Below are 26,456 nucleotides of genomic sequence, written 5' to 3' on the forward strand. Positions count from 1 at the left end.
AAAAAGTCCCTGACTCATATGAGCAGGGACTTTTTGCATAAAGGATTGGAGAGGTAAGTCACGGGACATAATAAGATCAATGAGAAAGGAGGATGAAAATGGGTCAGCAGCATCAGTTTAAATCAGGGAATAAAGCACCAAATAATGGTGTGTACGTCGAGATCGGTGAAACCGGCAGTATGGTGAAAGATCCTTTAAAGATTAAGCTTCAAGCAGGCGATGTCTTTCCGGATAACTCGAACCATAACCGTGTTTGGACCTATCAGAGAAAGCCATAAGCAATTGACTAAGAGTCGGTTGGAATAAGTCTTTAGAGGCATGTGTCATGCCTCTTTTTTCTTTATAATAAAAAACAATTAAGTTCAAATTTTCAAATAAATAGTATGAATAAAAGAGTGTTTAAGGTAAAATATGTAAATAAGATTAAATTGTTGAAAGGATTTGTGTGATGGAAAAGACGAATCTCAGTGATAGTGTTTGGAATAAACGCTTCACCTCATTATTCATATCAAGACTCATCAAAAACACAGGAGAAAGTTTTGCTTTTACATCCGTCCTTTGGCTATTGATTTTGAGAGGGGATGGAGCGCTCGGTACAGGACTTCTCCTAGCAGTAACCGTACTTCCTTCATCTTTGCTAGCCCCTATACTAGGACCTCTTATGAAAAAGCACCATTTGTCTAAATGGATGTTCGCTTCAGATGTCGTTCGAGCAACCATTGTACTCATTATTCCGATACTGCATTTTTCGCATCTATTGCCATTATGGTTATTGATCTCATTAATGGTTATTCAATCGGCAACAGGTGCAGCGTATAACCCAGCCTCGGTGGCGATTTTACCGCAGATTGTACCGAAGCATCTCATTCAAAAAGCAAATGCCATTCTGCAATCTTCTTTTGAAATTGTCGCACTTGCAGCAGTCATGGTGGCTGGTCTCTTGGTCAAATTAATCGGACCTGCAGATACTCTGCTCATCACCACTGCCTTATTTATCATATCTGGCCTGTTTATTATCGGTGTGAAATTAAAGAAAACCGATGAGGGCAAAGCAGCAGGCATTAAACAAGCAAAGAATACATATTTGTATAACTTAAAAAGAGGGTTTCTCGTCGTCAAAAATCATCACATTTTATTTGCGTTGACGTTGTATTGTATTTTAATGAATGTCGCCGCAGCTCCGTGGCAGGCACTTTCTGCTGTATACGTAGCAGAAGCACTGCAAAGCGATTCCATGGTGTATTCCATTTTAAGAGGTGTTGCTGCAGTCGGCGCGTTTATGATGGGCTTTGCTCTAGCGAAAGTGAAAATTAAGAGATTTGGTTTGTTCTTTATTGTCGCTGGTATGATTGAAGGGGCTGCATTCTTTATTACAGGGATGAGTACATGGCTGCCGGTTGTTCTACTTGCTTCCTTTATATTCGGTGCCGCCGTTAGTGCGATCAATGTACCGGAAATGGTCATTATTCAAACGTCTGTTGACCAAGATGATCAGCCGCAAGTATACGCGGTGATCAATGCTTCATCAAATGTTTTCCTCCCACTTGCAGCTGTCGCATCAGGCGTCCTGGCAGAAAGATTTGGAGCGGGACCTGTCATTGCTGGCGGTGGGGTCCTTGAAATCTTATCAGGTATCGCAATCTTCCTGTTTACAGGGCTTGCGAAAAGCCATTTGACAGCAGACAAACAGAAGTCCGAAACCGTCGAAGTGTAAGCAATAAAAAAAACCCCCTGTGGCTACAGGGGGTTTTAGCGTACCGCATTTCAAGGAAAAAGAAAAAGAGCTAAAATCAAGATCATTTTAGCTCTTTCTCACATTCTCTTACGTATTAAGAGTGTTTTGTTGAACTTTCCGTTTCTTTCATTGGACTTACTTCAGCAAAGATGAATAAAATAACCGTAAACACCACTGCAAGAATAGAAGTCAAAGTAAAGTCATAAGCAGCGCCATTCATCGAAGCAACGATGTAACCAGCCATATGTGTCAGCAGAAAAGTCCAAATGAGGGTGATAATATAATGCATAATCCCACCGTCCTTTATGTAACAATCTATTGATTATCATACCATAGATACGAGTGAGGGGAAAAGACTGTTTTAGCCTTTATGTGACCATTTTTAGACCTTCTGCTATAAAAATAAAAAGAATTCTTCTGTCATTAGGGGATTTCCTTATTCCTACAAGAGTTGTTGTTCATATCATAGAAAGCAGAATCACTGAAAGGAGGCTGGCCATATGGGTGTAAGCGAACGGTTTTTCCAGCTTGGTTCCCAGTGGAACGTCATTCACCTTCCTCAAAAACCAAATGGCTTTGGCATTCTTATCCTCGGTGACCGAAATCACTTTGTGCAGGAAAATACATCATTCTGGCTTCAGCACTATGGAAGAAACCAGCTTTTAACTGCCTTAAAGGATGAAGGATATACATTGTTTAATAGTCATCTTCATGGGAATCACTGGGGATGCGAAGATGCTGTTTTTAGTGCAAAGCAGCTCGTTCATCACACATTAAAACAAGAAATATTAAACCGGGAAATTCATGTGCTAGCAGAGGGGATGGGGGCACTCGTTGCTATGAGCCTTGCGGAAGAGATGCCAGAAGTGCTAAGATCCATTGCACTCGTGAATCCATGCTTGCATCTCCATGCACAACGAGAAAGAGAAAAGGAACACAAATTCTTTTATAAACAGCTGATCAAAGAATTGGCGAAGAGCTACGGTTGTTCTGAAAAGGAAGCGGAAACGTATCCGCTCCCAGCTTGCCCTGATCATTCTGCTCATGTACCAATTCACATATGGCAAAGACTAAACGGTGCACCTTATGCATATGAACTGCATGCAAAGCCTTTTATTGATCAGCACATGAAGAATCCAGAGCATTGTCAGATCGATCTCACCTTGCATATGTTTGATCATCCGAGAAGAATCTTTCAATCCATTCACAAGTTTTATAAATCGCATGAAAGAGAATTGTGATGAATAGGATAATAACAGCCCTTCATGGAAAGGGCTCTTCTTTTTATTCGATAAGCTAAAAAAGGGGACATGAACATGGAAACAGGACTGATCATAGGGGCAGATGAATTTTTTGGCCTAGCACTGTGTGAATATATGATGAAAGAGGGCATGCAAGTGGATATCACATGTCCTCATCACCAAACAAAAGAGCAAAAGATGTTATTAGAAGAACGAATGATGTGGCTTGGCAGAAATGATCTTTTCCGTGTTATTGACCTGCAGGATGGGAAAGACACGTACGATCTGATCTTTATTCAATCAGAAGAACCAGAAAAAAGACAAGAAGGCTTGAAAGCGACGCATGGCATATACCGTGTTCTTTATGAAAAAACTGAAGATAAATCATCCAATCAGAATGTGCCGGTAGTTATTCTACCTCGCATGTTTGGACCATGGACACTTGATGAAGAAAGAAGGAAGCGTGAAGAAGCATTTTTTGTAGAAGATGTCGCAAGGGATTTGTTCAATTGGGCATCAGGCGCTGAACAAAGACAGGAAATAACACATGAATTGAAGGTGGAGAGACAAACAGATGACAAACAAGCAGAAGAAATGATAGCAGAATGGAAAAGACAAAACTCAACATTTTTCGACAAAAAGCAAGAATGATCTTCCATCTTATCTTTTTTCAGTATAAAATAAACCTATATTTAACATACAGGTTCATGCCTGCATGTGGCAAAGGGAGTTGAACATGGCATGAAGTATCAGCGGCTTGTCATGATCTTTTCGTTCCTTCTCCTATTATCTGCCTGCTCACAGGCACCTTTAAAAGGACAGATTGAGAAGGTGGGTTTACTCGTCCCCGATACAATTAATGATCAAGTTTGGGGAACGAAAGGTTATAAAGGCTTATTAAATATTCAATCGACATTTGGTGTAGATGTTTATTATAAGGAAGGAATGGTCGACAAAGAGAAAATCGTTGATGCCATTGAAGAATTTCACAAAAAAGGAGTCAATTTGATTATTGGCCATGGCAGTGAATACAGCGAAATTTTCAACTTAATTAGTGAAGATTATCCGAAAACACAATTTATCACGGTAAATGGAAACAAGCCTCAGGCGGATAATGTTGCGAATGTGACATTTAAAGGTGAAGCGATGGGCTTTTTTGGAGGCATGACAGCAGCACATATGTCAAAAACAAAAAAGATTGGTATTCTTGCTACATATGATTGGCAAAGCGAAGTAGACGGCTTTATCAAAGGTGCAAAATATCAAGATGAACATGTACAAGTGCTTGCCGAGTTTGTCGAAAACTGGGATGATGCGGACAAAGCCGTGGAGCTCTATCAAAAATTGAAAAAACAGGGCGTAGATGTTGTATATCCAGCAGGTGATGGTTATAATATCCCTGTCATTGAACAAATCAAAGCCGATAATTTATCAGCGATCGGATATGTCACCGATCAATCCAACCTCGGTAGCCATACCGTCTTAACAAGCACCGTTCAGCATGTGGATAAAGCGTACAGTATTATTGCGAAGAAATTTAATGAAGGCAAGCTAAATGAACAAGGTGAGTACTCCTTTGACTTTAAAGAAGGAGTGATCGAAATGGGGAAATTTAGTTCCACCATTGACCGTGCTTTTTTGAAAGACATTGAAAGTGATATTGCGACTTACAAAAAAACTGGCAAACTGCCAAATGAAAAGTGAGGATACGATGATGCAGCACGAAAAATCGATGGAATTTTTACAAATTGCCATGAAGTATTTTCCGCAAGCAAAAGAAGAATTAGATAAAGCAGGTATTCAGCTTGAGCCTGAAGCTCTTCAGCCGCTTTTATCATTGTTTACATCTGTTATGCAAGAGGCATATGAGCTTGGAAAAGCAGATGCAGAATCAGAAAAAGCCACAGAATAGTGGCTTTTTTTTATGATAATTTTTTCTTGAAGGCACTAATCATAGGGCCAACATCTTTAAACACAGGCTTCAGCTCATCAATGGAGTTCATAATGTTCCCAATTTGATTCATGACATGCATGTAGTCAATGGAGTCTTCACTTGAAGTTGTCTCCACGCGTTCCTCCTTTGTTTCTGTCTTGCTTTTCTCCTTTTCAAGCGGCTGACCAAACATCATCGCCGAAAAAATATCTTTTTGCGCCATATCAAATGCTCCTTTCTACTACTGGTATATCAATAATCTATGAAAAAAGTGAGTGGAAAGGTTAGACGTTTGTATTGCCAAGGAGAAAAAAATAAGGTAAAATTAGTACCAGATACTAATATAAGATCACAATATCACATGCTCGTATGAGTAAAAGGAGTCTTATTCAATGAATGCTGGAATTATTGGCCTTGGCCGCTATATACCTGAAAAAGTGTTAACAAATCTTGATTTAGAAAAAATGGTTGAAACTTCTGACGAATGGATTCGTACTAGAACAGGTATAGAAGAAAGAAGAATTGCTTCTGATGATGTCAATACATCACATATGGCGCTTGCTGCTGCAAAAAAAGCATTAGCTGACGCAGATGTAGCTGCAGAAGATATCGATATGATTCTTGTGGCGACAGTCACGCCAGATCAAGCATTTCCGACAGTCGCTTGTATGATTCAAGAGCAGCTCGGTGCACATAAAGCATGTGCAATGGATATTAGCGCTGCGTGTGCTGGCTTTATGTATGGGCTTGTTACTGGAAAACAATTTATCGAATCAGGTACGTTCAAGCACGTGCTCGTCGTTGGCGTTGAAAAACTTTCTCGCATAACCGACTGGGATGACCGCAATACTGCTGTTCTGTTTGGAGATGGAGCAGGGGCTGCTGTGTTAGGAGAGGTCAGCGAAGGGAAAGGAATTCTCTCATTTGAGCTTGGAGCCGATGGAAGAGGCGGTAAGCACTTGTACTTAGATGAAAAAGATCATACAATCATGAATGGACGAGAAGTATTTAAATTTGCTGTAAGACAAATGGGCGAGTCAAGCGTAAACGTTATCGAAAAAGCTGGACTATCAAAAGAAGACGTTGACTTCTTGATCCCGCATCAAGCAAACATTCGCATTATGGAAGCAGCCCGCGAACGCCTAGAGCTGCCAGTTGAAAAAATGTCGAAAACAGTCCATAAATATGGAAACACATCAGCAGCATCCATTCCAATTTCACTATGTGAAGAAATTGAAGCCGGAAAAATTCATGACGGCGATGTGATTGTAATGGTAGGCTTTGGTGGCGGATTAACGTGGGGCGCAATCGCTATGCGATGGGGCCGATAAAAGAGTGAGGTGCACAAATTAATGGATAAAAAACGAGTAGTTGTTACAGGATTGGGTGCTTTGACACCTCTTGGCAACGATGTAGAATCAACATGGAAAAATGCTTTAGCAGGTGTATCAGGAGTTGGACCAATCACACGTGTCGACTCAAGTGAATATACAGCAAAAGTGGCTGCAGAATTAAAAGATTTTAACATTGAAGATTACATGGAGAAAAAAGAAGCACGAAAAATGGCACGCTTCACGCAATATGCAGTTGTTGCTGCTCAAAAGGCGCTAGAAGACTCACGTCTTGAAATCACAGATGAAATCGCACCACGTGTTGGTGTATGGGTTGGATCTGGTATTGGCGGACTTGAAACATTTGAAGAGCAGTTTGAAGTGTATTCAAATAAAGGAGCAAGACGCGTAAGCCCGTTCTTCGTTCCAATGATGATTCCAGATATGGCAACAGGTCAAATTTCAATTGCACTTGGCGCAAAAGGGGTTAACTCTTGTACTGTAACAGCATGTGCAACAGGTACAAACTCAATTGGTGATGCATTTAAAGTCATTCAGCGCGGAGATGCAGATGCGATGATCACAGGCGGAACAGAAGCGCCGTTAACAAAAATGTCGTTTGCTGGCTTCTGTGCGAACAAAGCTCTTTCGACAAATCCTGATCCAGAGACAGCAAGCCGTCCATTTGACAAAAACCGTGACGGATTTGTTATGGGTGAGGGTGCAGGAATTGTCGTCCTTGAAGAACTTGAGCATGCATTAAAACGTGGCGCGACGATTTATGCAGAAATCGTTGGATATGGATCAACTGGTGATGCGTATCATATTACAGCACCGGCTCCAAACGGAGAAGGCGGCGTCCGCGCAATGAAAGAAGCAATTCGAGATGCTGGTTTGTCTGTGGAAGAAATTGATTATATCAATGCCCACGGAACAAGCACACCGTACAACGATAAATTTGAAACAATGGCGATTAAAGAAGTGTTCGGAGAGCATGCAAATCAGCTTGCGATCAGTTCGACAAAATCGATGACAGGTCACTTACTTGGCGCAGCAGGCGGAGTAGAAGCTATTTTCTCTGTACTTGCGATTAAAGACAGCGTCATTCCTCCAACCATTAACCTTGAAACACCGGATGAAGAATGTGATCTTGATTATGTGGCAAATGAAGCACGTTCAAAAGAAGTACAAGTGGCTCTAAGTAACTCACTTGGCTTTGGCGGACATAATGCGACAATTATCTTTAAAAAATACGAAGCATAATATTTCCTAAGAAGGCGGCGATCTATAATCAGATTGCCGCTTTTTTGCATATGATGAAAATGGAGGTGTTTAGCAGTATGGGTCTAGTCAATACACAATATCTCATTCATCAATCTTCATCATTTCAGGAGCTTGCGTCGCGCTTTGTTCCTTATTTTAAAGGGGCGGAGGAAAAAGAATGGTCCTCTATTCTCTCCCACCTGCAGCATCACGGCATGATTCGGTCTTTTAAATCATGCAAAGACATGATCGACCAGCTCAAAGAAAAAGGGTACTTCCAGCTCGTTATGAAAGAATACAGGGCGCTGCAAAAGCAGTGGAAAGGCCCTGACATTCCAGTCTTTATTTTGCCAGTCAATGAGAGCAGCAGAGAAATTAGAGAGCAATTTTATTATCAATCCGGCATGGCATTTGACGACAAGGTCTTTCTGTTTTTGTCGCCAAATACCCCGAAGGAACGCATCGGTACATTGCTGACTCATGAATATCACCATGTATGCAGGTTACATTTTCTCACGAAAGAAGAAAAAGATTTTACATTCCTTGATACAATCATGATGGAGGGACTCGCTGAATATGCTGTGTATCATAGATACGGAGAAAGCTATACAGCCAAATGGACCACTCTCTATGACGAATCGCAGCTTCAGCGTATGTATCAGAAATGGGTATCCAGTCATCTTGATCAAAAAGTGCAGGACGACGAAAGACTGATACAGAACCTCCTTTATGGAAAAGGGAACTACCCCAAAATGCTTGGTTACGCCACTGGGTATTATATTGTGAAAAAGTATTTCAATGAGCACAGATTCAGCGAGGAGTCTATGATTGCAGAGCCGTCCGAAACTTTTTTAAAGGCGATAGACTCATAAAGTGAATGATTCACATAAAAAGAGACATATTACAAATTTACTAAATTCTTCTTGATTTCGTCATAACAATGTAATAATATACAAATATAAATTTTGATAATTCTTTTTATTCAAAAAAGGCGCAATTTTTAGATCGATCTTGATTGATGGTGAAAGGGGCGAATACATGACCACGCTGCTTGAAGTGCAGAACTTAAAAACCTATTTTTTTCGAAAAAAAGAAGCGATACCTGCTGTAGACGGCGTTGATTTCAGCATCAACAGAGGAGAAACTGTCGCATTAGTCGGTGAGTCTGGATCTGGTAAAAGCATTACGTCCTTATCCATTATGGGCTTGATTAACGGCACTGGTGGAAGAATTATGGACGGTTCCATCAAGCTTGATGGCAAGGATCTCGTTACATATGGTGAAAAGGAATTATGCAACATTCGTGGTAATGACGTATCGATGATCTTTCAGGAACCCATGACCTCACTTAATCCCGTCCTAACCATCGGGGAACAAATAACAGAAATCCTCATCTATCACAAAAAACTTTCAAAAAAAGAAGCGACGAAAAAAGCGATTGATCTGCTGAAGCTTGTTGGTTTTTCCAGACCGGAACAAATCATCAAAGATTATCCGCACCGTTTATCAGGCGGCATGCGGCAAAGAGTGATGATTGCCATTGCGCTAAGCTGTGATCCGAAGCTTCTCATTGCAGACGAGCCGACAACTGCCCTAGATGTTACGATTCAAGCCCAGGTGCTCACATTGATGAAAGACTTATGCACGACATTTGGTACATCGATTCTCCTCATTACGCATGATCTAGGTGTCGTGTCTGAAGTGGCAGATCGAGTGATTGTCATGTATTGCGGACAGGTTGTTGAAAATGGGACCGTCGAAGAATTATTTGATCAGCCGCTTCATCCTTACACAGAAGGACTACTTGAATCAATTCCTGTCATTGACGGAGACATACAGCCGCTAGCGGCGATAAAAGGGAATGTCCCAGCACCAGATCAACTCCCAGCCGGCTGCCGCTTTGCTCCTAGATGCCCGCAAGTGAAGGAGCGCTGCCTAGGCGAGCTACCTAAGCTGAGGACTTTTGAAAATGGCAGAAGCGTCAGATGCTTCTTATATGAGGAGGCAGCCCAAACATGACCCTTGCTCAAAATCAACCACATGCAACAGATCTAATAGAGAAAGAAACCATTCTTGAACTGAGACAGATTAAAAAATATTTTCCGATTAAAGCAGGCGTCTTTCAGAAGAAAGTCGGTGCAGTCAAAGCTGTTGACGGCATAGATTTGAAGATTTATAAAGGTGAAACGTTAGGCATAGTGGGGGAATCAGGATGCGGTAAATCAACATTAGGCCGGACCATGATTCGTTTATATGAACCAACTGACGGTCAAATCCTTTTTAAAGGGCAAGACATCTCCCGTATATCGGAATCAAAGTTAAGACAATCAACACGAAAAAACATTCAAATGGTTTTTCAAGATCCCTTTGCATCACTCAACCCTAGAAAAACACTTCGAAGCATCATCAAAGAACCCTACAAAACACATCACTTATACTCCTTAAAAGAAAGAAATGAAAAAGTAGAACAGCTTCTATCAAAGGTGGGCCTTCATCCAAGCTTTGCAAATCGCTATCCCCATGAATTTTCTGGCGGGCAGAGGCAGCGAATCGGCATTGCTCGTGCGCTTGCCATGAATCCCGAAATGATTATCGCAGATGAGCCGGTATCAGCACTTGATGTATCCATTCAGGCACAGGTGATTAATCTGATGGAGGAGCTTCAGGAGGAATTTGACCTGACCTATCTGTTTATCTCTCACGACTTAAGTGTGGTCAGGCACATTAGTGATCGAGTCGGCGTGATGTATCTCGGCAAAATGATGGAGCTTGCTGATAAGCACAGCCTGTACGATGAACCGCTCCACCCATATACACAGGCACTGCTTTCTTCAGTCCCTGTTACCCGTAAAAAGGGTCAGGTCAAAAGAGAGCGGATCATGCTTCAAGGCGATCTGCCAAGTCCTGCGAATCCGCCAAAAGGGTGCGTATTCCACACAAGATGTCCGCATGCGAAACAAATCTGTAAAGAAAAAATACCATCATTTCAAGAATTAAAACCAAACCACTTCGTTGCCTGTCACCTTTACGACGCTTAATCGACTTGCATGATTTCATCTTTGAGAGGGGGGATGAAGCGGCATCTGTCGTCATTTTTAAAAAAGGATAGGGGGAATTGTATATGAATAGAAATAGAAAATCCATATTGATCAGTTTATTGCTGATCTTCACGCTCATGCTTGCGGCTTGCTCTAGTGGAAATAAAACCTCTGGAGACAATGAAAAGAAATCCACCGGTAAACCTGTACAGGGCGGAGATCTTGTCATCGGTTCCATTGCAGAACCAACTTTATTTAACTCGCTTTATTCAACAGATGTGGCGAGCTCTGATATTGAAGAAAGAATCTACAGTTTTTTACTTCAGACTGACGGAAAGTTGAACCCTCAGCTATCACTCGCAGAAGATATTAAAGAATCTGATGACGGGAAGCAGTTTGATGTGACCATTAAAAAAGGCGTAAAGTTTCATGATGGTGAGGAACTGACAGCTGATGATGTTGTGTTTACATACAGCATTCCGATCAATAAGGACTACAACGGGGAGCGCGGATCAGGCTTTGAAGTATTAGATTCTGTTAAAAAGACAGGAGATTACTCAATCGAATTCAAGCTCAACAAAAAAGATCCTTATTTCTATAATGTCACACTAGGAAGCTACGGCATTTTGCCCAAGCATATTTTAGGTGATGTGCCTGTAAAGGATCTCGGTGAAAATGAATTTAACCGAAAAAAACCAATCGGTTCAGGTCCATTTAAATTTGCCGAGTGGAAAGAAGGCGACTACGTGAAACTAGAAGCCTTTGACGATTATTGGGATGGACGTCCATACCTTGATACCGTCACAATTAAAACCATTCCTGATCAGAATGCAGCAATTGCCCAGCTTTCAGCAGGTGATATTGATTTCTTTGCTGTTCCGGGAGCAGAGCTGCAAACGGCTGAAAAAATCAGCAACATTAAAATTGAATCTGATCTAGGGCTCAATTATTCATACATTGGCTGGAATCAGAAAAATGAACTCTTTAAAAGTAAAAAAGTGCGCCAGGCGCTCACACATGCCATTGACCGCCAAACGATTGTCGATCAAGTGTTGGATGGAGACGGCAAAGTAGCCAACATTCCAGAGAGCCCGCTGTCATGGAACTATCCAAAGAATGATCGTGTTCCAGTGTTTGAGTTTGATCAAGAAAAAGCGAAAAAAATGCTGAAAGAAGAGGGCTGGGAGGATACAGATGGGGATGGCTATCTTGATAAGGATGGTAAAAAATTCTCCTTTGTCATAAAGACCAACCAAGGAAACAAAGTCCGTGAAGACATTGCTGTCGTTGTCCAGCAGCAGCTCAAGGAAATTGGTGTGGAAGCGAAGCCACAAATTGTGGAATTCAGCGCACTTATTGAACAGACGACACCGCCTAAATGGGATTATGATGCGCTACTGCTCGGCTGGAGCCTTGCGACATTCCCTGACCAATACAGCATCTTCCACTCAAGCCAGTCAGAAAAAGGCTTGAATAACATCTGGTATAAAAATAAAGAGGTCGATAAGCTGTTAGTGGATGCCAAGAATTTAAGTGATCGAAAAGAATATTCAAAGGCATATGAAAAAATTTATGAACTGATTGCAGAAGATCAACCATATACGTTCCTTTACTATGCTAACTCACATCGCGCGATGCCATCTAATCTCCAAGGCTACTCATACCACCCGAAAGATGAGTATTACAAAATCGAGAAATGGTGGATTGAACAGTAGGCTGTTAGTGAAAGAAGAGGAAAGTTCTCTCCTTTAACGTGAAGATAATCCCTTTCATTCCATGTCAGTCAGGCACGTTGGTGCTCACGATGATTACATTCACTGAGCACCAGTTAGATTGAAAGGGTTCCGATATCAAATTGTAATGAAGACAGAGGGCTAAAAGAAAGATCATTTTAGCCCTTTTTCATCACAGTATGGCGATCCGATGAAAAAGGAGTTGTGCATATGGTTACATATATCATTAGAAGGACATTGCTTTCCATTCCCATCTTATTTGGGATTACCATTTTGTCCTTCGCCATTATGAAAGCAGCACCAGGCGATCCAATGTCACTTATGATGGACCCAACCATTAGTGCGGCAGACCGGGAAGCTTTTATTGATAAGTACGGCTTGAACGATCCTGAATATGTGCAGTATATGAAATGGCTTGGCAATATGCTTCAAGGTGACTTTGGCACCTCCATTGTGAAAAAGGGAACGCCCGTGGCTGATTTGATTTTTGCTAGGCTGCCAAATACCCTCATCCTCATGATTTTTTCTACATTAGTCGCCCTGATTATCGCCATCCCATTCGGTGTTCTTTCAGCAAAACGTCCATATACAAAGCTAGACTACGGCATTACAGTTACATCTTTTATCGGACTGGCTATTCCGAATTTTTGGTTTGGACTCATTCTAATTATGGTGTTATCTGTGAATTTAGGATGGTTCCCGACAGGCGGCGTGTCTACCTTAAACACCGATTTTAATCTATTTGACCGGCTCCATCACATCATTTTACCAGCCTTTGTTTTAGCAACCGCTGATATGGCGGGGCTCACGCGGTACACAAGGTCGAGCATGCTTGATGTCATGAGGCAGGATTACATTCGGACCGCAAGAGCGAAAGGCTTTCGAGAAAACAAAGTCATTTTCAAACACGGATTAAGAAATGGTCTTATGCCTGTCATTACAATTTTCGGATTGATGATTCCATCCTTTATTGGCGGCGCAGTCGTGGTGGAACAAATCTTCACTTGGCCAGGATTAGGGAAGTTGTTTATTGATTCTGCCTTTTCGAGAGATTATCCGGTCATTATGGCGATGACTGTTATTTCCGCAGTGCTCGTGGTGGTTGGAAATTTAATTGCGGATATTCTCTATGCGATCGTTGATCCGCGTATTGAATATTAGAAGGGAGCTGAAGCACAATTGGCACAGCCTAATATGGGAACGCCTCCTGTTGATCTCAAATTAAAAGAGGGACTTCCGCCAAAGCCAGAGACGATGCTGCGTTTATTTTGTGAGAAATTTTTCAAAAATAAATTGGCGGTTGCCGGCTCCGTGATCTTATTGATCATTATCTTTTCAGCCATTTTCGCTCCTGTGATTGCCCCTTACGCACCAGAGCAGCAAGATTTATTAAAACGGCTCCAACCGCCAAGTGCAGAGCATTTGATGGGAACTGACAAGTTTGGCCGAGATATTTTCTCAAGGGTGCTTTATGGAGCGAGAGTCTCTTTATTAGTCGGTTTCGTCTCGGTGGTCGGTGCGATTACCATTGGCACTGTGGTCGGAGCGGTAGCGGGGTATTTCAAAGGATTTGTTGATTCCTTGTTAATGAGATTTGTGGATGTTGTGTTGTCGATCCCTGACATTTTTCTCTTAATCACGCTCGTCACCATTTTCAAGCCGGGCATTGATAAATTGATTTTCATCTTTGCTTTGACCGGCTGGACCACAACCGCGAGACTGATCCGCAGTGAATTTTTATCACTACGAACAAGAGAATTCGTACTCGCAGCAAGAACCATTGGAACGAAAAACCATGTCATCATCTTTTCACATATTTTACCGAACTGTATCGGTCCTATTATTGTGTCAGCTACCCTTAAAGTAGGTTCCGTCATTTTAGCTGAATCAACGCTGAGCTATCTAGGATTTGGCATACAGCCGCCAACCGCGAGCTGGGGCAACATGCTACAAGATGCACAAAACTTCTCGATTATGGTGCAAGCGTGGTGGTATCCGCTCTTCCCAGGTTTACTCATATTGCTGACCGTTTTATGCTTTAACTTCTTAGGTGATGGACTAAGAGATGCCCTTGATCCTAAAAAATTAAAGTAAATTGACGTACTTAAGTAACAAAAAAATGTATTTTAATATCAAAAGTGGTTGAAAAAGGAAATTTGATATAGTACCATAGATTTACAGTGAATAAGAGATTGAGAGGGGGGCTCCTGATTGTCTGTTAAAGTGGAAACACCAATTTCAGATGATGGTACAAACTTTTTTGGTTTCCAGTATAAAGAGATTTACTCACGTCTTTTATCTCAAAATGTGGATATGGAAATTGACTTTATTCAAAGAAAAATTCTTCAAAACTATGATCATCCGCACATTTTAGATTTTTGTTGTGGACATGGAAGACACCTGCTTAAACTTTGGCAGGCAGGTTTTCAAATAGATGGACTGGATATTAATCAGGATTTTTTGGCGCATATTGAAAAAGAGTCAAATCACCAAGTGACAACATTTTTAGAAGATGGAAGAGATTTTCATCCCCCTCGAACGTATGATGTTGTGCTTAATATGGAAACATCGATTGTCTATATGTCAGATGAGGAGAACATGAAAATGCTGAGGTCCATGTATTCATGTTTAAATGAAGGTGGAACATTACTACTTCACCTTGCAAATCGAGAATTTCTTATTAAGTATTTCCATCCACTTATCTGGTTTGGAGATGAAAAGACAGGCTATGCCTTAGAAAAAAGACAGTTAGATATAGTAAACAGCACTATTAAAATAGAACAAACAAGGATAGTGAATTACAAAACAACCAACCATGTCATCACAATGCGGTTATATAGTGTAGCTGAAATCACAAATATGCTAAAAGATGCTGGTTTTATCGTCAAACATATTTATGGAGATTTTGAAAGTAATTCATATAACGTAGAAGCTCACAACACGATACTTTTATGCACAAAATGAAGCATTAAAGGGGGTGAGTCATATGAAAACAAACGTTATTATCATCATCACAAAATAAGTGACTTTTATATTCATTCTGAGAAGTGCGTGTTCAATCACACGCACTTTCTTACGTAAATAAATAGTTCAGACGAGAAGATTAGAGGTTGATTTTATTGATCGCTATCCTGAAGCAGCCACAATTCCTTATGTTTTGTATGGGACAATTATTTTCCCGTTTTGGGGACGGTCTTACAACTATTGTCATCCTTTATGTGGTTGGAACTACATCGAATGATCCGTTATTAATTGGATTTGTGTTATTTTGTCAATATTCACCCATGTTTTTCTTTGGCTTATTTGGTGGTGTTGCGGCAGACCGATTCAAAAAACATCATATTATGATTGCAGCCGATTTATTTCGGTCTTTCATATTAATAGGAATGATCTTTAGTTTACATCATCCAGTGTATGTCATTATCCTCGTTTTTTTATCAGGTATAGGAAGTGCTTTTTTTTATCCAGCGCGCTCCTCGTATATTCCGGTTGTAGTGGGAGAAAAAAATATTACAGAAGCGATGGGGGTTTCTCAAAGTATTTATTCCGTTATGCAGATTGCGGGTCCTGGTATTGCAGGCCTACTTCTTCTTTTCTTTTCACCGACAGCTCTACTCATTATCGATATTTTTACTTATAGTCTATCCGCATGTTTTATCTTGCTGACGGCTGTACTTGTGAAAAAGAACAATAAGGAAGGGGAAGCGAGCCTTTCAACGTCTAAAGAAAAACAGTGGACGGCGATCAAGCAAGGATTGAAGGTCGTATTTCAATCAGCACCACTTGCCTTTTTAATCCTTTTATTAACACAAGTCATGTTTATCGCAGGAATTTTTAATACTACATCCAACTCTATTTTGCTGCACGAGTTTCAAGTATCAGGTTTTCATTTTGGGATGATTGAAGCATTTTCGGGTATCGGAGCCGTCATCGGTTCCATTTTAGGTCCTTACTTGCTTGGGAAATTCAAACCTGGTTATATATTAATGACAACGACGATCTTTATGGGAATTTGGATGATGGTCATCATACCGGTTGAGTTTCTAGAAGCACTGTTTGGGTTACCACCAGTCTACCTTTGGGTGTTTGGTATCGGCTTAATGAATGCTTTCTTGAATGTGCCGATTAGCAGTTTATTTCTAGGGCTTACTCCAAATGCTTATAGAGGACGTGCAATGTCCATCTTACAAATGTTCTCTAACTTCGGTATCATTCTTGGATTAATCATCGCCGGTATGTTTTCAAAATATATTGGTGTCATTTGGATTACAGCCATCTCTGGCTTAGTACTGCTCGCTATCAGTTTATTCTCAATGCGGATGAAAGGTTTTTCCGCCTTATTAACTGTCACGAAAAAAAATAAAGACAAACCGTCAGTTGCCCAGCTTGAAGTTTAATAAAGTTGGAATAATTTCTCTATCCCTTGCCCATACTGTGGACAACAGTTTTTATAAAGTGAGGGATTGGTTATGTTATTTCTTCATGACGTATGGGTGAATTGGTTTGAAGGGGAAGAAAATGGCTACAATGTGTGTCATTTTCATGAGTGGCGTAAGGAGGACAGTGTGGAGCTGTTAGATCAAGTACCTTTACTTAAGGTGCAGAGTCCTTTGTATGATTATATAGAGAATGATCTTTCAGAACTACCGAAGACGCTGCTAGAATCTGTATTTGAGAAATCATATATTCGAAAAAATCATGAACGGCGTAAACTAGAATATTGCTTTGTGGTCACGGACGGTATCCGAATTATTGCGGTGGATACGATTGGGTATTCCATTCCTGTGAGGAAAAGCCGCTTAATCCCAAGGCAGGAGCAATTGGTGTATGAAATGGTGAAAGATGTGAAGGCTGAGGAATATGAATTTTCTCAGGACAGTCTTGAGTCGTCGAAGGAGTATCATATTTTGTCTTTACCGCCGCAGCACATCAGCGGACTAACAAGAAAAGAAAGACAGTTGAAGCAGCTCATGTTTATGGCGCTCGATCAATTAAAAGGTCTTCAAAACAGGGCGGAGATTGCGTATTGGTATACGGAATGGAACCCGCGTATGTACAATCAAATTAAGCGAATGTCATTCGAAGAGATTTGGAACATGCTTTACAATGAAACCATCGATGGATGGTCAGAGAATCATTTAGCCTTCTGTGAAAAAATGATTAAGGGACAGCCGTTTTTTGAAAAGCTTTGGGAAATGGAAAATGAATCAAAGGTGAATTAGAAAAAGCTTGCAGCACATCACGCTGCAAGCTTTTTTTATTTGCGTTTTCTACCTAGACCCATTGCATTCTCCATTTTTTTCAGCATTTTATTTGCTGCGCGATTTGCTTTTTCAGCACCTTCGTCAAGAATGCGGTCAAGCTCATCTGACTCAATGAGTTCATAGTATCGATCTTGAATTGGTTTTAAAGCATCAACGACGACGTTCGCAAGATCTCCCTTAAATTCACCATACCCTTTGCCTTCATATTTTTGCTCAAGCTCTGCAATCGATATGTTGCCTAACACAGAATAAATCGTCAGTAAGTTCGCAATACCGGGCTTGTTCTCTTTGTCGTACTTAACGATGCCTTCTGAATCCGTCACAGCACTTTTGATTTTCTTTTCAAGCTGTTTTGGTTCATCTAATAAAGTAATGAAGGATTTTTGGTTCGGATCGGATTTGCTCATCTTTTTCGTTGGATCTGCTAACGACATAATCCGAGCGCCTTCTTTTGGAATCTTCACTTCAGGTACAGTGAAAATGTCATTGTATTTGCGGTTAAAACGTTCAGCAAGCGTTCTAGTCAATTCAAGATGCTGCTTTTGATCTTCTCCGACAGGGACTAAATCAGTACCATATAATAAGATATCACCAGCCATTAATGGAGGATACGTTAATAGTCCTGAAACAACCGCTTCCTTACCAGCGGATTTGTCCTTAAATTGGGTCATTCTCTCTAATTCCCCAATATAAGCAACACATTGAAGCATCCATCCTGCCTGGGCGTGGGCAGGTACCTCTGATTGGATAAACAATGTCGCCTTCTCTGGATCAAGTCCAACTGCCAAATAAAGAGCTGCTAAGCTTCTAATATTTTGGCGAAGAGCTAGCCTGTCCTGACTCACCGTAATTGCATGCTGATCGACGACACAAAAATATCCGTGATAATCATGTTGCAAATCGACAAATTGCTTCATCGCTCCGATATAGTTCCCCAATGTGACCGAACCGCTCGGCTGAATGCCTGAAAAAATTGTCTTCTTTGTCATACTAAAACCTCTTTTCCTCAATATAAAAAGGCTCACCCGTCACTTTTCAACAGAAAAGGGACGAATGAACCGTGGTACCACCCTTGTTATTTCACATGGAAATCACTCAAGACGTTGATATCGGAGACTGCTCCGTCTAAGCCTACTTACTTTCAAAAGTGTTCGGTTAGCTGCTCCAAAGCCCATTCCATATATGCCATTGACTGCTCGCACCGACCGCAGACTCTCTATAAATGGTGAATATATGTACTCTTCTTTTTCATCGCAACAGTATAATTGAATTCATTATAATGAAGCAAAAATCAAAAGTCAAAGCCTATATATAATAAATGAAGAGCAGAATAAACATTTCAATTAATAAGCTAAAACCTATTATTTTCATGAAGGGAAAATTACTTTGGAAAGATGATGATAAATGTTTGTTTAAATCATCGTCAATAGTGCCCTTTTGCTTGTTTAATGAATCAAATACCTTTCGAAAGCTGTGAGCTGTTTGATCAAAAAAACCACTTTTTAAAGTGATTAACGATAACCATATTAGCAAAGTGATCGATGCTAAATAAAAAGTGATGTTAATCATACTTAAGAGAGAGAGGTGCCCATAAAAAATGAAACTTAAAATAAATACAAGGCAATTAGAACTAATTAAAAGAATAAAAAATCTGATAACAATCACTCCTGTGCATTAAAACTTTACTGTACTAAAATAGCAATAAAAACATTTAATTCGAGACTTTCACTATATAAGAAAAACGAAACAAGGAATTAAGCAGTTGTTTTAACAAAATTCTTGATATCAGTTTACAATGAATCATGAAGATTGCCAATTGTATAGACAGGATTACTTCTGATTAGGTATTTCAGATCACAAAATTAAAGGGAAATACCCAATTTGTTTCAATTTTTTAATAAATTTATTAAAAAATCATCGAAATATGAAAATTTTCTTAAAAAAATGAATGCACAATTACTTATTTGCTAGTATAATAGTTCCTGTAGTTCATTTATGAAGGGGAGGTCAACAACTAGATGAAAAAGTCTAAATTTTCACTGCTTTTAGTTTTTTTATTGGTGCTGACTATTTTTGTATCTGCATGTTCAGGTAAACAAAGTAGCGACAAGGGCACTGCATCCAAAGATTCAAAACAAGAGGCTACAATTTTAGAATCACAGGAAATGCCTGCAATGGATACAATCCAAGCAAGCGATACAATTAGTTTCACAACTATGAATAACGTTTTTGAGGGTTTGTATCGATTCAATGATAAAGAAGAATTAGTACCTGGTATGGCAGATGGCGAACCAGTAGCTAACAAAGATAAAACAGTTTATAACATTAAACTAAAAGATGCCAAATGGTCTAATGGTGATCCAGTTAAAGCTCAAGACTTCGTTTATGCTTGGCAACGTGCTTTAGATCCAGATCAAAAGTCTGAGTATGGCCCATATATGATGGTTGGTAAAATCAAAAATGCTGATAAGGTTTACAACAAAAAAGCAAAGCCTGATGAACTAGGAATTAAAGCTGTAAGCGATAAAGAATTGCAAATCACACTTGAAAAACCAATTCCTTACTTCCAATCTCTACTTTCATTCCCAACTTTCTATCCAGTGAATGAAAAGTTCGTTAAAGAACAAGGTGATAAATATGCGAAAACTGCAAAGAACCTTGTATACAATGGACCGTATGAACTTTCTTCTTGGGATGGACCACAAGCAACAACTTGGGAATACAAAAAGAATGAAGAATATTGGGATAAAAAGAATGTCTCTATGACAAAACTTACTTTTAAAGTATCTAAAGATCCACAAGCAGCAGTTAACGCATTCGAAGCTGGAGAAGCTGATATTACACCTAAATTATCAACTCCTGCAATCATCTCTCAGTACGAAGGTGATAAGCGAATGAAAAGATTACTAGAACCTACTGTGTTCTGGTTGAAAATGAACCAAGGAAATAAATCATTAAAGAATGAAAATGTTCGTCGTGCAATTGCAACAGCAATTGACAAAGAAGCGTTTGTAAAAGATGTATTGCAGAATGGTTCAGTTGCTGCATACTATCAAATTCCAAAAGACTTTGTACATGATGAAAACGGAAAAGACTTCCGCGATGGAATGCCTAAATACTTAGAAACAAACAAAGATGAAGCTAAGAAACTTTTCGAAAAAGGTCTAAAAGAATTAGGAACGTCTAAAGTAACGCTTAATTACTTAGGTGATGATTCTGAGACTGCTAAAACAATCGGAGCTTTCATTAAAGATCAGCTTGAGAAAACTTTACCTGGCTTAGATATTAATATTCAAAGTGTTCCTTTTGCTACTCGTATTGATCGTGATAAGAAAGAGGATTACGATCTACAGATGGCTGGATGGGGCCCAGATTATCTTGACCCGATCACATTCTCTGACTTATTTATCACAGGTGGTGGGAACAACCACATGGGATACTCTAATAAGAAATATGATCAACTCTTAAAAGATGCATCTGGTAAGTTAGCTGCTAAACCTGAAGAACGCTGGAAAGCTTTACAAGAAGCTGAAAAAGTATTACTACAAGATGACGCAGGACTTTCACCAATCTATCAGAGAGCAACTAATTATCTGATTAGTAACAAAGTTAAAGGATTTGTCATTCACAAGGTTGGACCAGAATTCAGCTACAAATGGATGAAAATTGAAGGATAATTAACAATCTTATAGAAAAGAGAGTGTATTCTCTGAATATACTCTCTTTTTCACTGAAAGAAATATGTCGAAATATACAGAAAAGTCAGTTTTATCAGGAGGTGCAAGTATGCTGAAATACTTAATTAGACGGGTTGGCTTCATGGTCGTTACCCTCTTCATCATTGTTTCAATCACTTTTTTCTTAATGAAACTCATTCCGGGTTCTCCTTTTGTTAATGCTCAAAAATTGTCAGAAGCACAACAAGCTGTACTTAATGCAAAATATGGGCTAGATCAGCCTATTCCAATTCAATACTTTCACTACTTGATTAATACATTCACTGGAGATTTAGGTGTTTCATTCCAATTCAACAATACCTCCGTAACAGAACTTCTTTCATACCGAGTAGGACCATCTGCTGTCCTAGGCCTTCAAGCGATTATTATAGGAACGATTGTTGGTATCTTCTTGGGAGTAGTTGGAGCTTTAAGGCAGAACACATGGATAGATTATTCTGCTACTTTCTTGGCAGTTATCGGTAAATCAATACCGAGTTTTGTATTCGCGGGATTACTTCAGTACTTTATTGCGGTGAAATTAGGTTTACTACCAACTCAATTTTGGAATGGATTCGAGTATACAATTTTGCCCACAATAGCATTAGCTATGTTCCCTATCTCCATTTGTGCACGCTTTATGCGAACAGAAATGGTTGAAGTTCTTGAGACAGATTATATTTTACTAGCAAAGGCCAAAGGAGCAGGCTATTTCGAATTAGCATTTAAGCATGCAATGAGAAATGCGTTGATCCCTGTTGTTACAGTTCTTGGTCCACTAACTGTTAGTTTAATGACGGGATCTCTCGTAATAGAGAAAATCTTCTCAATTCCTGGAATTGGTGAGCAGTTTGTTAAAGCTATTACTGTAAATGACTATCCAGTTATTATGGGAACAACAATTTTATTCGCCGTTCTTTTTGTTGTGGTTGTATTTATTGTCGATATTCTATATGGAATTATCGATCCGAGAATTCGTGTAGCAGGGGGTAACAAATGATGAAACAGCAAGAAGAAAATATTGATAAAAGTCTATTTGAACCCGCTGGTGTTGATACATTTTCTGCTGAAAAAATTGAGAAACCTAGTCTGAATTATTGGCAAGACGCATGGCTTAGAATCAAAAAGAATAAAGCCGCAGTTGTAAGTTTAGTGATTTTATTTTTAATTGTATTCATGGCTATCGTCGGACCATTAATTAGTGGTAAAGATTTTAGTACTCAGACAACGTCTGAAGCGAACCTACCTCCTCGAATCCAAGGATTAGAGCATGTTAGCTTCCTTCCATTTACTGGGGAAAGAACGCTGAAAAGTGGTGATGTGGTCAACCCTTATGAACAAAAAGGAATTGATCATTACTACTGGTTTGGTACGGATAATCTTGGGAGAGATCTATTCACACGTGTGTGGAAAGGAACTCAAATCTCACTGCTTATTGCTGTTGTTGCAGCTGTGATCGATTTAATTATTGGTGTTGCTTATGGTGCAATTTCTGGTTATTTTGGCGGGAAAATTGATAATGCGATGCAACGTGTTCTAGAGGTTCTAATGGGTATTCCCAACTTGATCGTTGTCATATTAATGATTCTCGTCTTAAAGCCAGGGATTATTCCAATTATTATTGCTCTAAGTATTACCGGGTGGATCAGTATGGCCAGGGTTGTACGAGCCCAAGTCATGAAGCTGAAAGAACAGGAATATGTACTAGCCGCTAGAACTTTGGGATTAAGCAACTTTAAAATTATCTTTAAACACATGTTGCCTAACTTAACAGGTGTGATGATTATTAATACAATGTTCACCATTCCTAGTGCAATTTTCTTCGAAGCATTCTTAAGTTTTATTGGGTTAGGTCTCCAAGAGCCACAAGCTTCACTAGGGACGCTAATTGAAGACGGATTTAAATCAATGATTGCTTTCCCATATCAAATGGTTTATCCGGCAATTATCATTAGTGTTATCATGATCGTCTTTAACCTTGTTGCCGACGGTGTGAGAGATGCACTTGATCCAAAAATGAAAGATTAGTACGGGACGGTGATGATGATGAATAAACAAGAAACCATTCTAAAAGTAAATGATTTAAATATCTCATTTCACACGTTTGCTGGTGAAGTCAAGGCAATAAGAGGTGTGAATTTTGAATTAAAGAAAGGTGAGACGCTTGCCATTGTTGGAGAATCTGGTTCAGGAAAATCGGTTACTTCAAAATCAATCATGGGGTTGCTTCCTAAATCTAACTCTGAAGTGAAAAAAGGCGAGATTTTGTTTCAAGACAAAAACTTAACAAAACTTTCTGATAAACAAATGCAAAAAATACGTGGGAAAGATATTGCAATGGTCTTTCAAGATCCAATGACCTCATTAAATCCTACAATGACAATTGGCAAACAAATTATAGAACCAATTTTAAAACATCAAAATGCTAGTAAAGAAGAAGCTAGAAAAAGAGCACTTGAGCTACTCAGCCTTGTAGGTATTCCAAAACCTGAACAAAGGTTTAAGCAATATCCTCATCAATTTTCAGGTGGTATGAGACAAAGGGTTGTGGTGGCAATTGCTCTTGCTTGTAATCCTAAAATATTAATTGCTGATGAGCCGACAACAGCGTTAGATGTTACAATTCAAGCGCAAATTTTAGAACTGATGAAGGATCTACAAAAGAAAATTGAAACATCGATTATCTTTATTACGCATGATTTAGGGGTCGTTGCGAATGTAGCTGATCGTGTAGCGGTTATGTATGGTGGTCAAATTGTCGAGATTGGTACAGTTGATGAGATTTTCTATAACCCACAGCATCCTTATACTTGGGGATTATTAAGCTCTATGCCTAGTCTGGACGCAAAAGAGGAGAAATTATTTGCTATACCTGGTACGCCGCCAGACTTGCTAAATCCTCCAAAAGGTGACCCGTTTGCTGCTAGAAATCAATATGCGATGAAAATCGATTTTGAACAGCAGCCGCCTTTATATCAAGTGTCAGAAACGCATTATGCAGCTACATGGCTATTACATCCTAATGCGCCCAAAGTAGAACCTCCTGAATCGATTAAGCAAAGAATGCGACAATTTAAAGCGCAAAAAGGGGGGGATCACATTGAGTGAAAAAGATGTTATTTTACAGGTGAATAATCTTAAGCAATATTTTAATGTGGGCAAACCAAATGAAGTAAAAGCTGTTGATGATGTTAGCTTCGATATTTATAGAGGAGAAACTTTGGGGCTAGTAGGTGAGTCTGGTTGCGGTAAGTCGACTACTGGAAGAAGTATCATTCGTTTGTATAATGCAACAGATGGTGAGGTTATTTTTAATGGACAGAATGTTCATGATAAAAAATCGACTGCTGATCTGAAGCAATTTAATCGAAAAATGCAAATGATCTTTCAGGATCCATATGCCTCACTCAATCCAAGAATGAAAGTTGAAGACATCATTGCAGAAGGCATCGATATTCATGACCTAGCAAAAACAAAGCAAGCACGTAAAGAGCGTGTGTACCAATTGCTTGAAACTGTTGGCTTGAACAAAGAGCATGCAAACAGGTACCCGCATGAATTCTCTGGTGGTCAAAGGCAGCGTATTGGGATTGCCCGTGCATTAGCGGTTGAACCAGATTTCATTATTGCCGATGAACCAATCTCTGCATTAGATGTGTCGATCCAAGCACAGGTCGTCAACTTAATGAAAGAGCTTCAAGAAGAAAAAGGCTTAACGTACTTATTCATTGCCCATGACCTGTCTATGGTAAAATACATCAGCGATCGCATTGGCGTAATGTATTTCGGGAAATTGGTCGAGCTGGCACCAGCGAATGAATTATACGAAAACCCGCTTCATCCATATACAAAATCATTACTATCTGCGATTCCGCTTCCAGATCCAGATTATGAGCGTAACCGCAAACGAATCAAGTATGATCCATCTGTTCACAAAGGAACGAACACTGAGTTCCGTGAAGTGAAGCCAGGCCACTTTGTGAGCTGCACAGAGGAAGAATTCAAAGAGCTTCAGGCAAAACAATCATAAGAGAGAAGAAGCGCTGCTACGTCAGTGCTTCTTTTTTTATTTTACAAAAGAATGCGATAATGGTAATTTCTAGTTAACAACAAACGGGTTCTAGGAGGAAATCAGATGTCGATATGGAAGACGTTTCGCTATTCATTCTTTCACTTTCTCATTGTATTCATGCTTTTTTCAACGTCTTTTTTGAGAAAGCCAAATGGAGTGCAGTGGATGCTCATATTTATGGTGTTCATTGGCATTGCGTCTTTTTCCGTGGAATATATGCTTCACCGGAAATTAAGCAATCAGAAAGAGGAAGCACGCCGCAGAAAGTATCTTTATTTCATCATGTTTCAAACTGGGATGACACTCATCCTGTTTGTCTGTTTTCAATTACTCATGAATCGTTCGATATAAAACTTTTTTCTGTTGTTTGAAAAAAAGTGAAACTAGAGGAGACTTTTCTGCGTCTTACTAGTACAGGCGTTTAAATAGCAGGAAATCGGGAATATCTAAGGAAGTGATTCTTAACGATATCATAAGGAGCGGATCCATGAATTGGTATGAAAAGCTCAGTGAATACTTCCCGATAGAAGAAATGAAGTCAAAAGAGCATATGGAAGCTTTATTAAAGGAAAGAAGTGATGTTTATCATAAGGAGGAAGGACCTCATCATGTGATGATGTACGACGAATTTGATCATTTCATCTTTATTGATTATTTATTTGTTTCCAGAGATGCAAGAGGTGAAGGCCTCGGATCAAAGCTCATTCATAAGCTGAAGGAAAAAAAGAAACCGATCTTGCTTGAGGTTGAGCCTGTAGATGAAGATGATGCAGATACTGCAAAACGCCTAAAGTTTTACCAAAGAGAGCACTTCAAGCATGCAGAATCAATCGGTTATAAACGCAGGTCACTTGCAACAAATGAAGTGAACCGCATGGAAATCCTTTATTGGTCGCCTCTTATAGATAATGAGGAAGAAATGATGGAGGCTATGAGGAAGACCTATGAACGAATCCATACGTATAAAGACGAGGAATGGTATGGGCAGTCGTATGAAGATGTTGATGATGTATTAAAGGTCATTGAAAATAGAAAACAAAAAAATATTTTCGATCATCTCGACTAAATGAGAATGTTCAGACATCAAGCAACACTACAAAATGAATGAAATTGTCTAGTTTTTGTCACAA

The 26,456-nt window shown here is 39.6% G+C and carries 28 protein-coding genes and 1 other annotated feature; of the genes, 24 read left to right on the forward strand and 4 right to left on the reverse strand.

Going from position 1 to position 26,456, the window contains the following annotated elements:
- The first annotated feature begins 98 nt into the window (after positions 1-98).
- Complete coding sequence (locus GPS65_RS10765; protein WP_003211282.1) at positions 99-278, forward strand: YjzC family protein; 180 nt, start codon at positions 99-101, stop codon at positions 276-278.
- 170 nt (positions 279-448) lie between these two features.
- A complete protein-coding gene (locus tag GPS65_RS10770; protein ID WP_012009547.1) occupies positions 449-1,714 on the forward strand; it encodes an MFS transporter in 1,266 nt (421 codons plus the stop codon).
- A 115-nt stretch (positions 1,715-1,829) separates the two neighbouring features.
- Here GPS65_RS10770 and GPS65_RS10775 read toward each other — a convergent pair whose 3' ends face one another.
- A complete protein-coding gene (locus GPS65_RS10775) occupies positions 1,830-2,024 on the reverse strand; it encodes a YjzD family protein (protein WP_003211779.1) in 195 nt (64 codons plus the stop codon).
- A gap of 211 nt (positions 2,025-2,235) precedes the next feature.
- Here GPS65_RS10775 and GPS65_RS10780 point away from each other — a divergent pair, with 211 nt between their 5' ends.
- From GPS65_RS10780 to GPS65_RS10795, 4 genes are all read left to right on the forward strand, one after another.
- Positions 2,236-2,976: an alpha/beta fold hydrolase gene (locus tag GPS65_RS10780; RefSeq protein WP_144468760.1), complete on the forward strand. Its 741-nt coding sequence runs from the start codon at positions 2,236-2,238 to the stop codon at positions 2,974-2,976.
- Positions 2,977-3,051: 75 nt separating this feature from the next.
- On the forward strand, positions 3,052-3,627 hold the full coding sequence (locus tag GPS65_RS10785) for a nad binding enzyme (protein ID WP_144468759.1): 576 nt from the start codon (positions 3,052-3,054) through the stop codon (positions 3,625-3,627).
- Positions 3,628-3,717: 90 nt separating this feature from the next.
- Positions 3,718-4,680 carry a BMP family ABC transporter substrate-binding protein gene (locus tag GPS65_RS10790; protein ID WP_012009550.1) on the forward strand — a complete coding sequence of 321 codons (963 nt, stop codon included), beginning with the start codon at positions 3,718-3,720 and terminating at the stop codon, positions 4,678-4,680.
- Positions 4,681-4,690: 10 nt separating this feature from the next.
- A complete protein-coding gene (locus GPS65_RS10795) occupies positions 4,691-4,888 on the forward strand; it encodes a ComZ family protein (protein ID WP_003211983.1) in 198 nt (65 codons plus the stop codon).
- A gap of 10 nt (positions 4,889-4,898) precedes the next feature.
- Here GPS65_RS10795 and GPS65_RS10800 read toward each other — a convergent pair whose 3' ends face one another.
- Positions 4,899-5,132 (reverse strand): hypothetical protein, encoded by a 234-nt coding sequence (locus GPS65_RS10800; RefSeq protein ID WP_012009551.1) that lies wholly within the window; start codon positions 5,130-5,132, stop codon positions 4,899-4,901.
- A gap of 169 nt (positions 5,133-5,301) precedes the next feature.
- Here GPS65_RS10800 and GPS65_RS10805 point away from each other — a divergent pair, with 169 nt between their 5' ends.
- The 11 genes from GPS65_RS10805 to GPS65_RS10855 all read left to right on the forward strand — a co-directional run bounded on the left by GPS65_RS10805 (position 5,302) and on the right by GPS65_RS10855 (position 17,496).
- On the forward strand, positions 5,302-6,240 hold the full coding sequence (locus tag GPS65_RS10805) for a beta-ketoacyl-ACP synthase III (RefSeq protein WP_012009552.1): 939 nt from the start codon (positions 5,302-5,304) through the stop codon (positions 6,238-6,240).
- A 21-nt stretch (positions 6,241-6,261) separates the two neighbouring features.
- On the forward strand, positions 6,262-7,503 hold the full coding sequence (fabF, locus tag GPS65_RS10810) for a beta-ketoacyl-ACP synthase II (RefSeq protein WP_012009553.1): 1,242 nt from the start codon (positions 6,262-6,264) through the stop codon (positions 7,501-7,503).
- A 77-nt stretch (positions 7,504-7,580) separates the two neighbouring features.
- Positions 7,581-8,375, forward strand: coding sequence for a DUF2268 domain-containing putative Zn-dependent protease (locus GPS65_RS10815; RefSeq protein WP_144474130.1), 795 nt, complete (start codon positions 7,581-7,583; stop codon positions 8,373-8,375).
- A gap of 166 nt (positions 8,376-8,541) precedes the next feature.
- On the forward strand, positions 8,542-9,522 hold the full coding sequence (locus GPS65_RS10820; protein WP_144481835.1) for an ABC transporter ATP-binding protein: 981 nt from the start codon (positions 8,542-8,544) through the stop codon (positions 9,520-9,522).
- On the forward strand, positions 9,519-10,541 hold the full coding sequence (locus GPS65_RS10825) for an ABC transporter ATP-binding protein (protein ID WP_144468756.1): 1,023 nt from the start codon (positions 9,519-9,521) through the stop codon (positions 10,539-10,541). Before GPS65_RS10820 ends, GPS65_RS10825 begins: the two co-directional genes overlap by 4 nt.
- Positions 10,542-10,624: 83 nt before the next feature.
- Positions 10,625-12,256, forward strand: a complete 1,632-nt coding sequence (locus GPS65_RS10830) for a peptide-binding protein (RefSeq protein WP_012009557.1) — start codon at positions 10,625-10,627, stop codon at positions 12,254-12,256.
- Between the two features lie 228 nt (positions 12,257-12,484).
- Positions 12,485-13,435: an ABC transporter permease gene (locus GPS65_RS10835; RefSeq protein WP_012009558.1), complete on the forward strand. Its 951-nt coding sequence runs from the start codon at positions 12,485-12,487 to the stop codon at positions 13,433-13,435.
- A gap of 33 nt (positions 13,436-13,468) precedes the next feature.
- Positions 13,469-14,368, forward strand: a complete 900-nt coding sequence (opp4C, locus tag GPS65_RS10840; protein ID WP_144468769.1) for an oligopeptide ABC transporter permease — start codon at positions 13,469-13,471, stop codon at positions 14,366-14,368.
- A gap of 129 nt (positions 14,369-14,497) precedes the next feature.
- Complete coding sequence (locus GPS65_RS10845) at positions 14,498-15,238, forward strand: SAM-dependent methyltransferase (protein WP_225970061.1); 741 nt, start codon at positions 14,498-14,500, stop codon at positions 15,236-15,238.
- Positions 15,239-15,384: 146 nt separating this feature from the next.
- A complete protein-coding gene (locus GPS65_RS10850) occupies positions 15,385-16,671 on the forward strand; it encodes an MFS transporter (protein WP_224925151.1) in 1,287 nt (428 codons plus the stop codon).
- Positions 16,672-16,743: 72 nt separating this feature from the next.
- Positions 16,744-17,496, forward strand: coding sequence for a YjbA family protein (locus tag GPS65_RS10855; RefSeq protein ID WP_012009562.1), 753 nt, complete (start codon positions 16,744-16,746; stop codon positions 17,494-17,496).
- 35 nt (positions 17,497-17,531) lie between these two features.
- Here GPS65_RS10855 and trpS read toward each other — a convergent pair whose 3' ends face one another.
- Entirely contained in the window at positions 17,532-18,527 is a 996-nt protein-coding gene (gene trpS / locus GPS65_RS10860) for a tryptophan--tRNA ligase (protein WP_012009563.1), read from the reverse strand.
- Positions 18,528-18,580: 53 nt separating this feature from the next.
- Positions 18,581-18,799 (reverse strand) — a binding site (T-box leader).
- Between the two features lie 44 nt (positions 18,800-18,843).
- Positions 18,844-19,107, reverse strand: a complete 264-nt coding sequence (locus tag GPS65_RS10865; protein ID WP_224925152.1) for a DUF3899 domain-containing protein — start codon at positions 19,105-19,107, stop codon at positions 18,844-18,846.
- A gap of 449 nt (positions 19,108-19,556) precedes the next feature.
- Here GPS65_RS10865 and GPS65_RS10870 point away from each other — a divergent pair, with 449 nt between their 5' ends.
- The 7 genes from GPS65_RS10870 to GPS65_RS10900 all read left to right on the forward strand — a co-directional run bounded on the left by GPS65_RS10870 (position 19,557) and on the right by GPS65_RS10900 (position 26,392).
- Positions 19,557-21,215, forward strand: a complete 1,659-nt coding sequence (locus GPS65_RS10870; RefSeq protein WP_012009565.1) for a peptide ABC transporter substrate-binding protein — start codon at positions 19,557-19,559, stop codon at positions 21,213-21,215.
- Between the two features lie 109 nt (positions 21,216-21,324).
- Positions 21,325-22,254 (forward strand): oligopeptide ABC transporter permease, encoded by a 930-nt coding sequence (opp3b, locus tag GPS65_RS10875; RefSeq protein ID WP_161985417.1) that lies wholly within the window; start codon positions 21,325-21,327, stop codon positions 22,252-22,254.
- Positions 22,254-23,282 (forward strand): oligopeptide ABC transporter permease, encoded by a 1,029-nt coding sequence (gene opp3C / locus GPS65_RS10880; RefSeq protein ID WP_041816208.1) that lies wholly within the window; start codon positions 22,254-22,256, stop codon positions 23,280-23,282. The genes opp3b and opp3C overlap by 1 nt, the downstream gene beginning before the upstream one ends.
- A gap of 18 nt (positions 23,283-23,300) precedes the next feature.
- The gene (locus GPS65_RS10885; protein WP_041816211.1) at positions 23,301-24,362 is read left to right on the forward strand and encodes an ABC transporter ATP-binding protein; all 1,062 of its coding nucleotides are present in this window, start codon (positions 23,301-23,303) and stop codon (positions 24,360-24,362) included.
- Positions 24,363-24,372: 10 nt separating this feature from the next.
- The gene (locus tag GPS65_RS10890; protein WP_391509312.1) at positions 24,373-25,284 is read left to right on the forward strand and encodes an ABC transporter ATP-binding protein; all 912 of its coding nucleotides are present in this window, start codon (positions 24,373-24,375) and stop codon (positions 25,282-25,284) included.
- A gap of 105 nt (positions 25,285-25,389) precedes the next feature.
- On the forward strand, positions 25,390-25,677 hold the full coding sequence (locus tag GPS65_RS10895) for a hypothetical protein (RefSeq protein WP_088003072.1): 288 nt from the start codon (positions 25,390-25,392) through the stop codon (positions 25,675-25,677).
- A 136-nt stretch (positions 25,678-25,813) separates the two neighbouring features.
- Entirely contained in the window at positions 25,814-26,392 is a 579-nt protein-coding gene (locus GPS65_RS10900; RefSeq protein ID WP_161985418.1) for a GNAT family N-acetyltransferase, read from the forward strand.
- Positions 26,393-26,456: the final 64 nt, after the last annotated feature.

The sequence above is a fragment of the Bacillus pumilus genome, from assembly GCF_009937765.1.
Lineage (GTDB): Bacteria > Bacillota > Bacilli > Bacillales > Bacillaceae > Bacillus > Bacillus pumilus_O.

Bases quoted from the DNA above. Each gene is read 5' to 3' on its own strand.
- GPS65_RS10775 (WP_003211779.1), bottom strand. From the start codon at position 2,024: ATGCATTATATTATCACCCTCATTTGGACTTTTCTGCTGACACATATG.
- GPS65_RS10825 (WP_144468756.1), top strand. From the start codon at position 9,519: ATGACCCTTGCTCAAAATCAACCACATGCAACAGATCTAATAGAGAAA.
- GPS65_RS10830 (WP_012009557.1), top strand. From the start codon at position 10,625: ATGAATAGAAATAGAAAATCCATATTGATCAGTTTATTGCTGATCTTC.
- GPS65_RS10780 (WP_144468760.1), top strand. From the start codon at position 2,236: ATGGGTGTAAGCGAACGGTTTTTCCAGCTTGGTTCCCAGTGGAACGTC.
- GPS65_RS10795 (WP_003211983.1), top strand. From the start codon at position 4,691: ATGCAGCACGAAAAATCGATGGAATTTTTACAAATTGCCATGAAGTAT.
- GPS65_RS10885 (WP_041816211.1), top strand. From the start codon at position 23,301: ATGAATAAACAAGAAACCATTCTAAAAGTAAATGATTTAAATATCTCA.
- opp3C (WP_041816208.1), top strand. From the start codon at position 22,254: ATGAAACAGCAAGAAGAAAATATTGATAAAAGTCTATTTGAACCCGCT.
- GPS65_RS10805 (WP_012009552.1), top strand. From the start codon at position 5,302: ATGAATGCTGGAATTATTGGCCTTGGCCGCTATATACCTGAAAAAGTG.
- GPS65_RS10815 (WP_144474130.1), top strand. From the start codon at position 7,581: ATGGGTCTAGTCAATACACAATATCTCATTCATCAATCTTCATCATTT.
- GPS65_RS10765 (WP_003211282.1), top strand. From the start codon at position 99: ATGGGTCAGCAGCATCAGTTTAAATCAGGGAATAAAGCACCAAATAAT.
- GPS65_RS10865 (WP_224925152.1), bottom strand. From the start codon at position 19,107: ATGATTAACATCACTTTTTATTTAGCATCGATCACTTTGCTAATATGG.
- GPS65_RS10820 (WP_144481835.1), top strand. From the start codon at position 8,542: ATGACCACGCTGCTTGAAGTGCAGAACTTAAAAACCTATTTTTTTCGA.
- GPS65_RS10800 (WP_012009551.1), bottom strand. From the start codon at position 5,132: ATGGCGCAAAAAGATATTTTTTCGGCGATGATGTTTGGTCAGCCGCTT.
- GPS65_RS10790 (WP_012009550.1), top strand. From the start codon at position 3,718: ATGAAGTATCAGCGGCTTGTCATGATCTTTTCGTTCCTTCTCCTATTA.
- GPS65_RS10770 (WP_012009547.1), top strand. From the start codon at position 449: ATGGAAAAGACGAATCTCAGTGATAGTGTTTGGAATAAACGCTTCACC.
- GPS65_RS10895 (WP_088003072.1), top strand. From the start codon at position 25,390: ATGTCGATATGGAAGACGTTTCGCTATTCATTCTTTCACTTTCTCATT.
- opp4C (WP_144468769.1), top strand. From the start codon at position 13,469: ATGGGAACGCCTCCTGTTGATCTCAAATTAAAAGAGGGACTTCCGCCA.
- fabF (WP_012009553.1), top strand. From the start codon at position 6,262: ATGGATAAAAAACGAGTAGTTGTTACAGGATTGGGTGCTTTGACACCT.
- opp3b (WP_161985417.1), top strand. From the start codon at position 21,325: ATGCTGAAATACTTAATTAGACGGGTTGGCTTCATGGTCGTTACCCTC.
- GPS65_RS10870 (WP_012009565.1), top strand. From the start codon at position 19,557: ATGAAAAAGTCTAAATTTTCACTGCTTTTAGTTTTTTTATTGGTGCTG.
- GPS65_RS10785 (WP_144468759.1), top strand. From the start codon at position 3,052: ATGGAAACAGGACTGATCATAGGGGCAGATGAATTTTTTGGCCTAGCA.
- trpS (WP_012009563.1), bottom strand. From the start codon at position 18,527: ATGACAAAGAAGACAATTTTTTCAGGCATTCAGCCGAGCGGTTCGGTC.
- GPS65_RS10855 (WP_012009562.1), top strand. From the start codon at position 16,744: ATGTTATTTCTTCATGACGTATGGGTGAATTGGTTTGAAGGGGAAGAA.
- GPS65_RS10835 (WP_012009558.1), top strand. From the start codon at position 12,485: ATGGTTACATATATCATTAGAAGGACATTGCTTTCCATTCCCATCTTA.
- GPS65_RS10900 (WP_161985418.1), top strand. From the start codon at position 25,814: ATGAATTGGTATGAAAAGCTCAGTGAATACTTCCCGATAGAAGAAATG.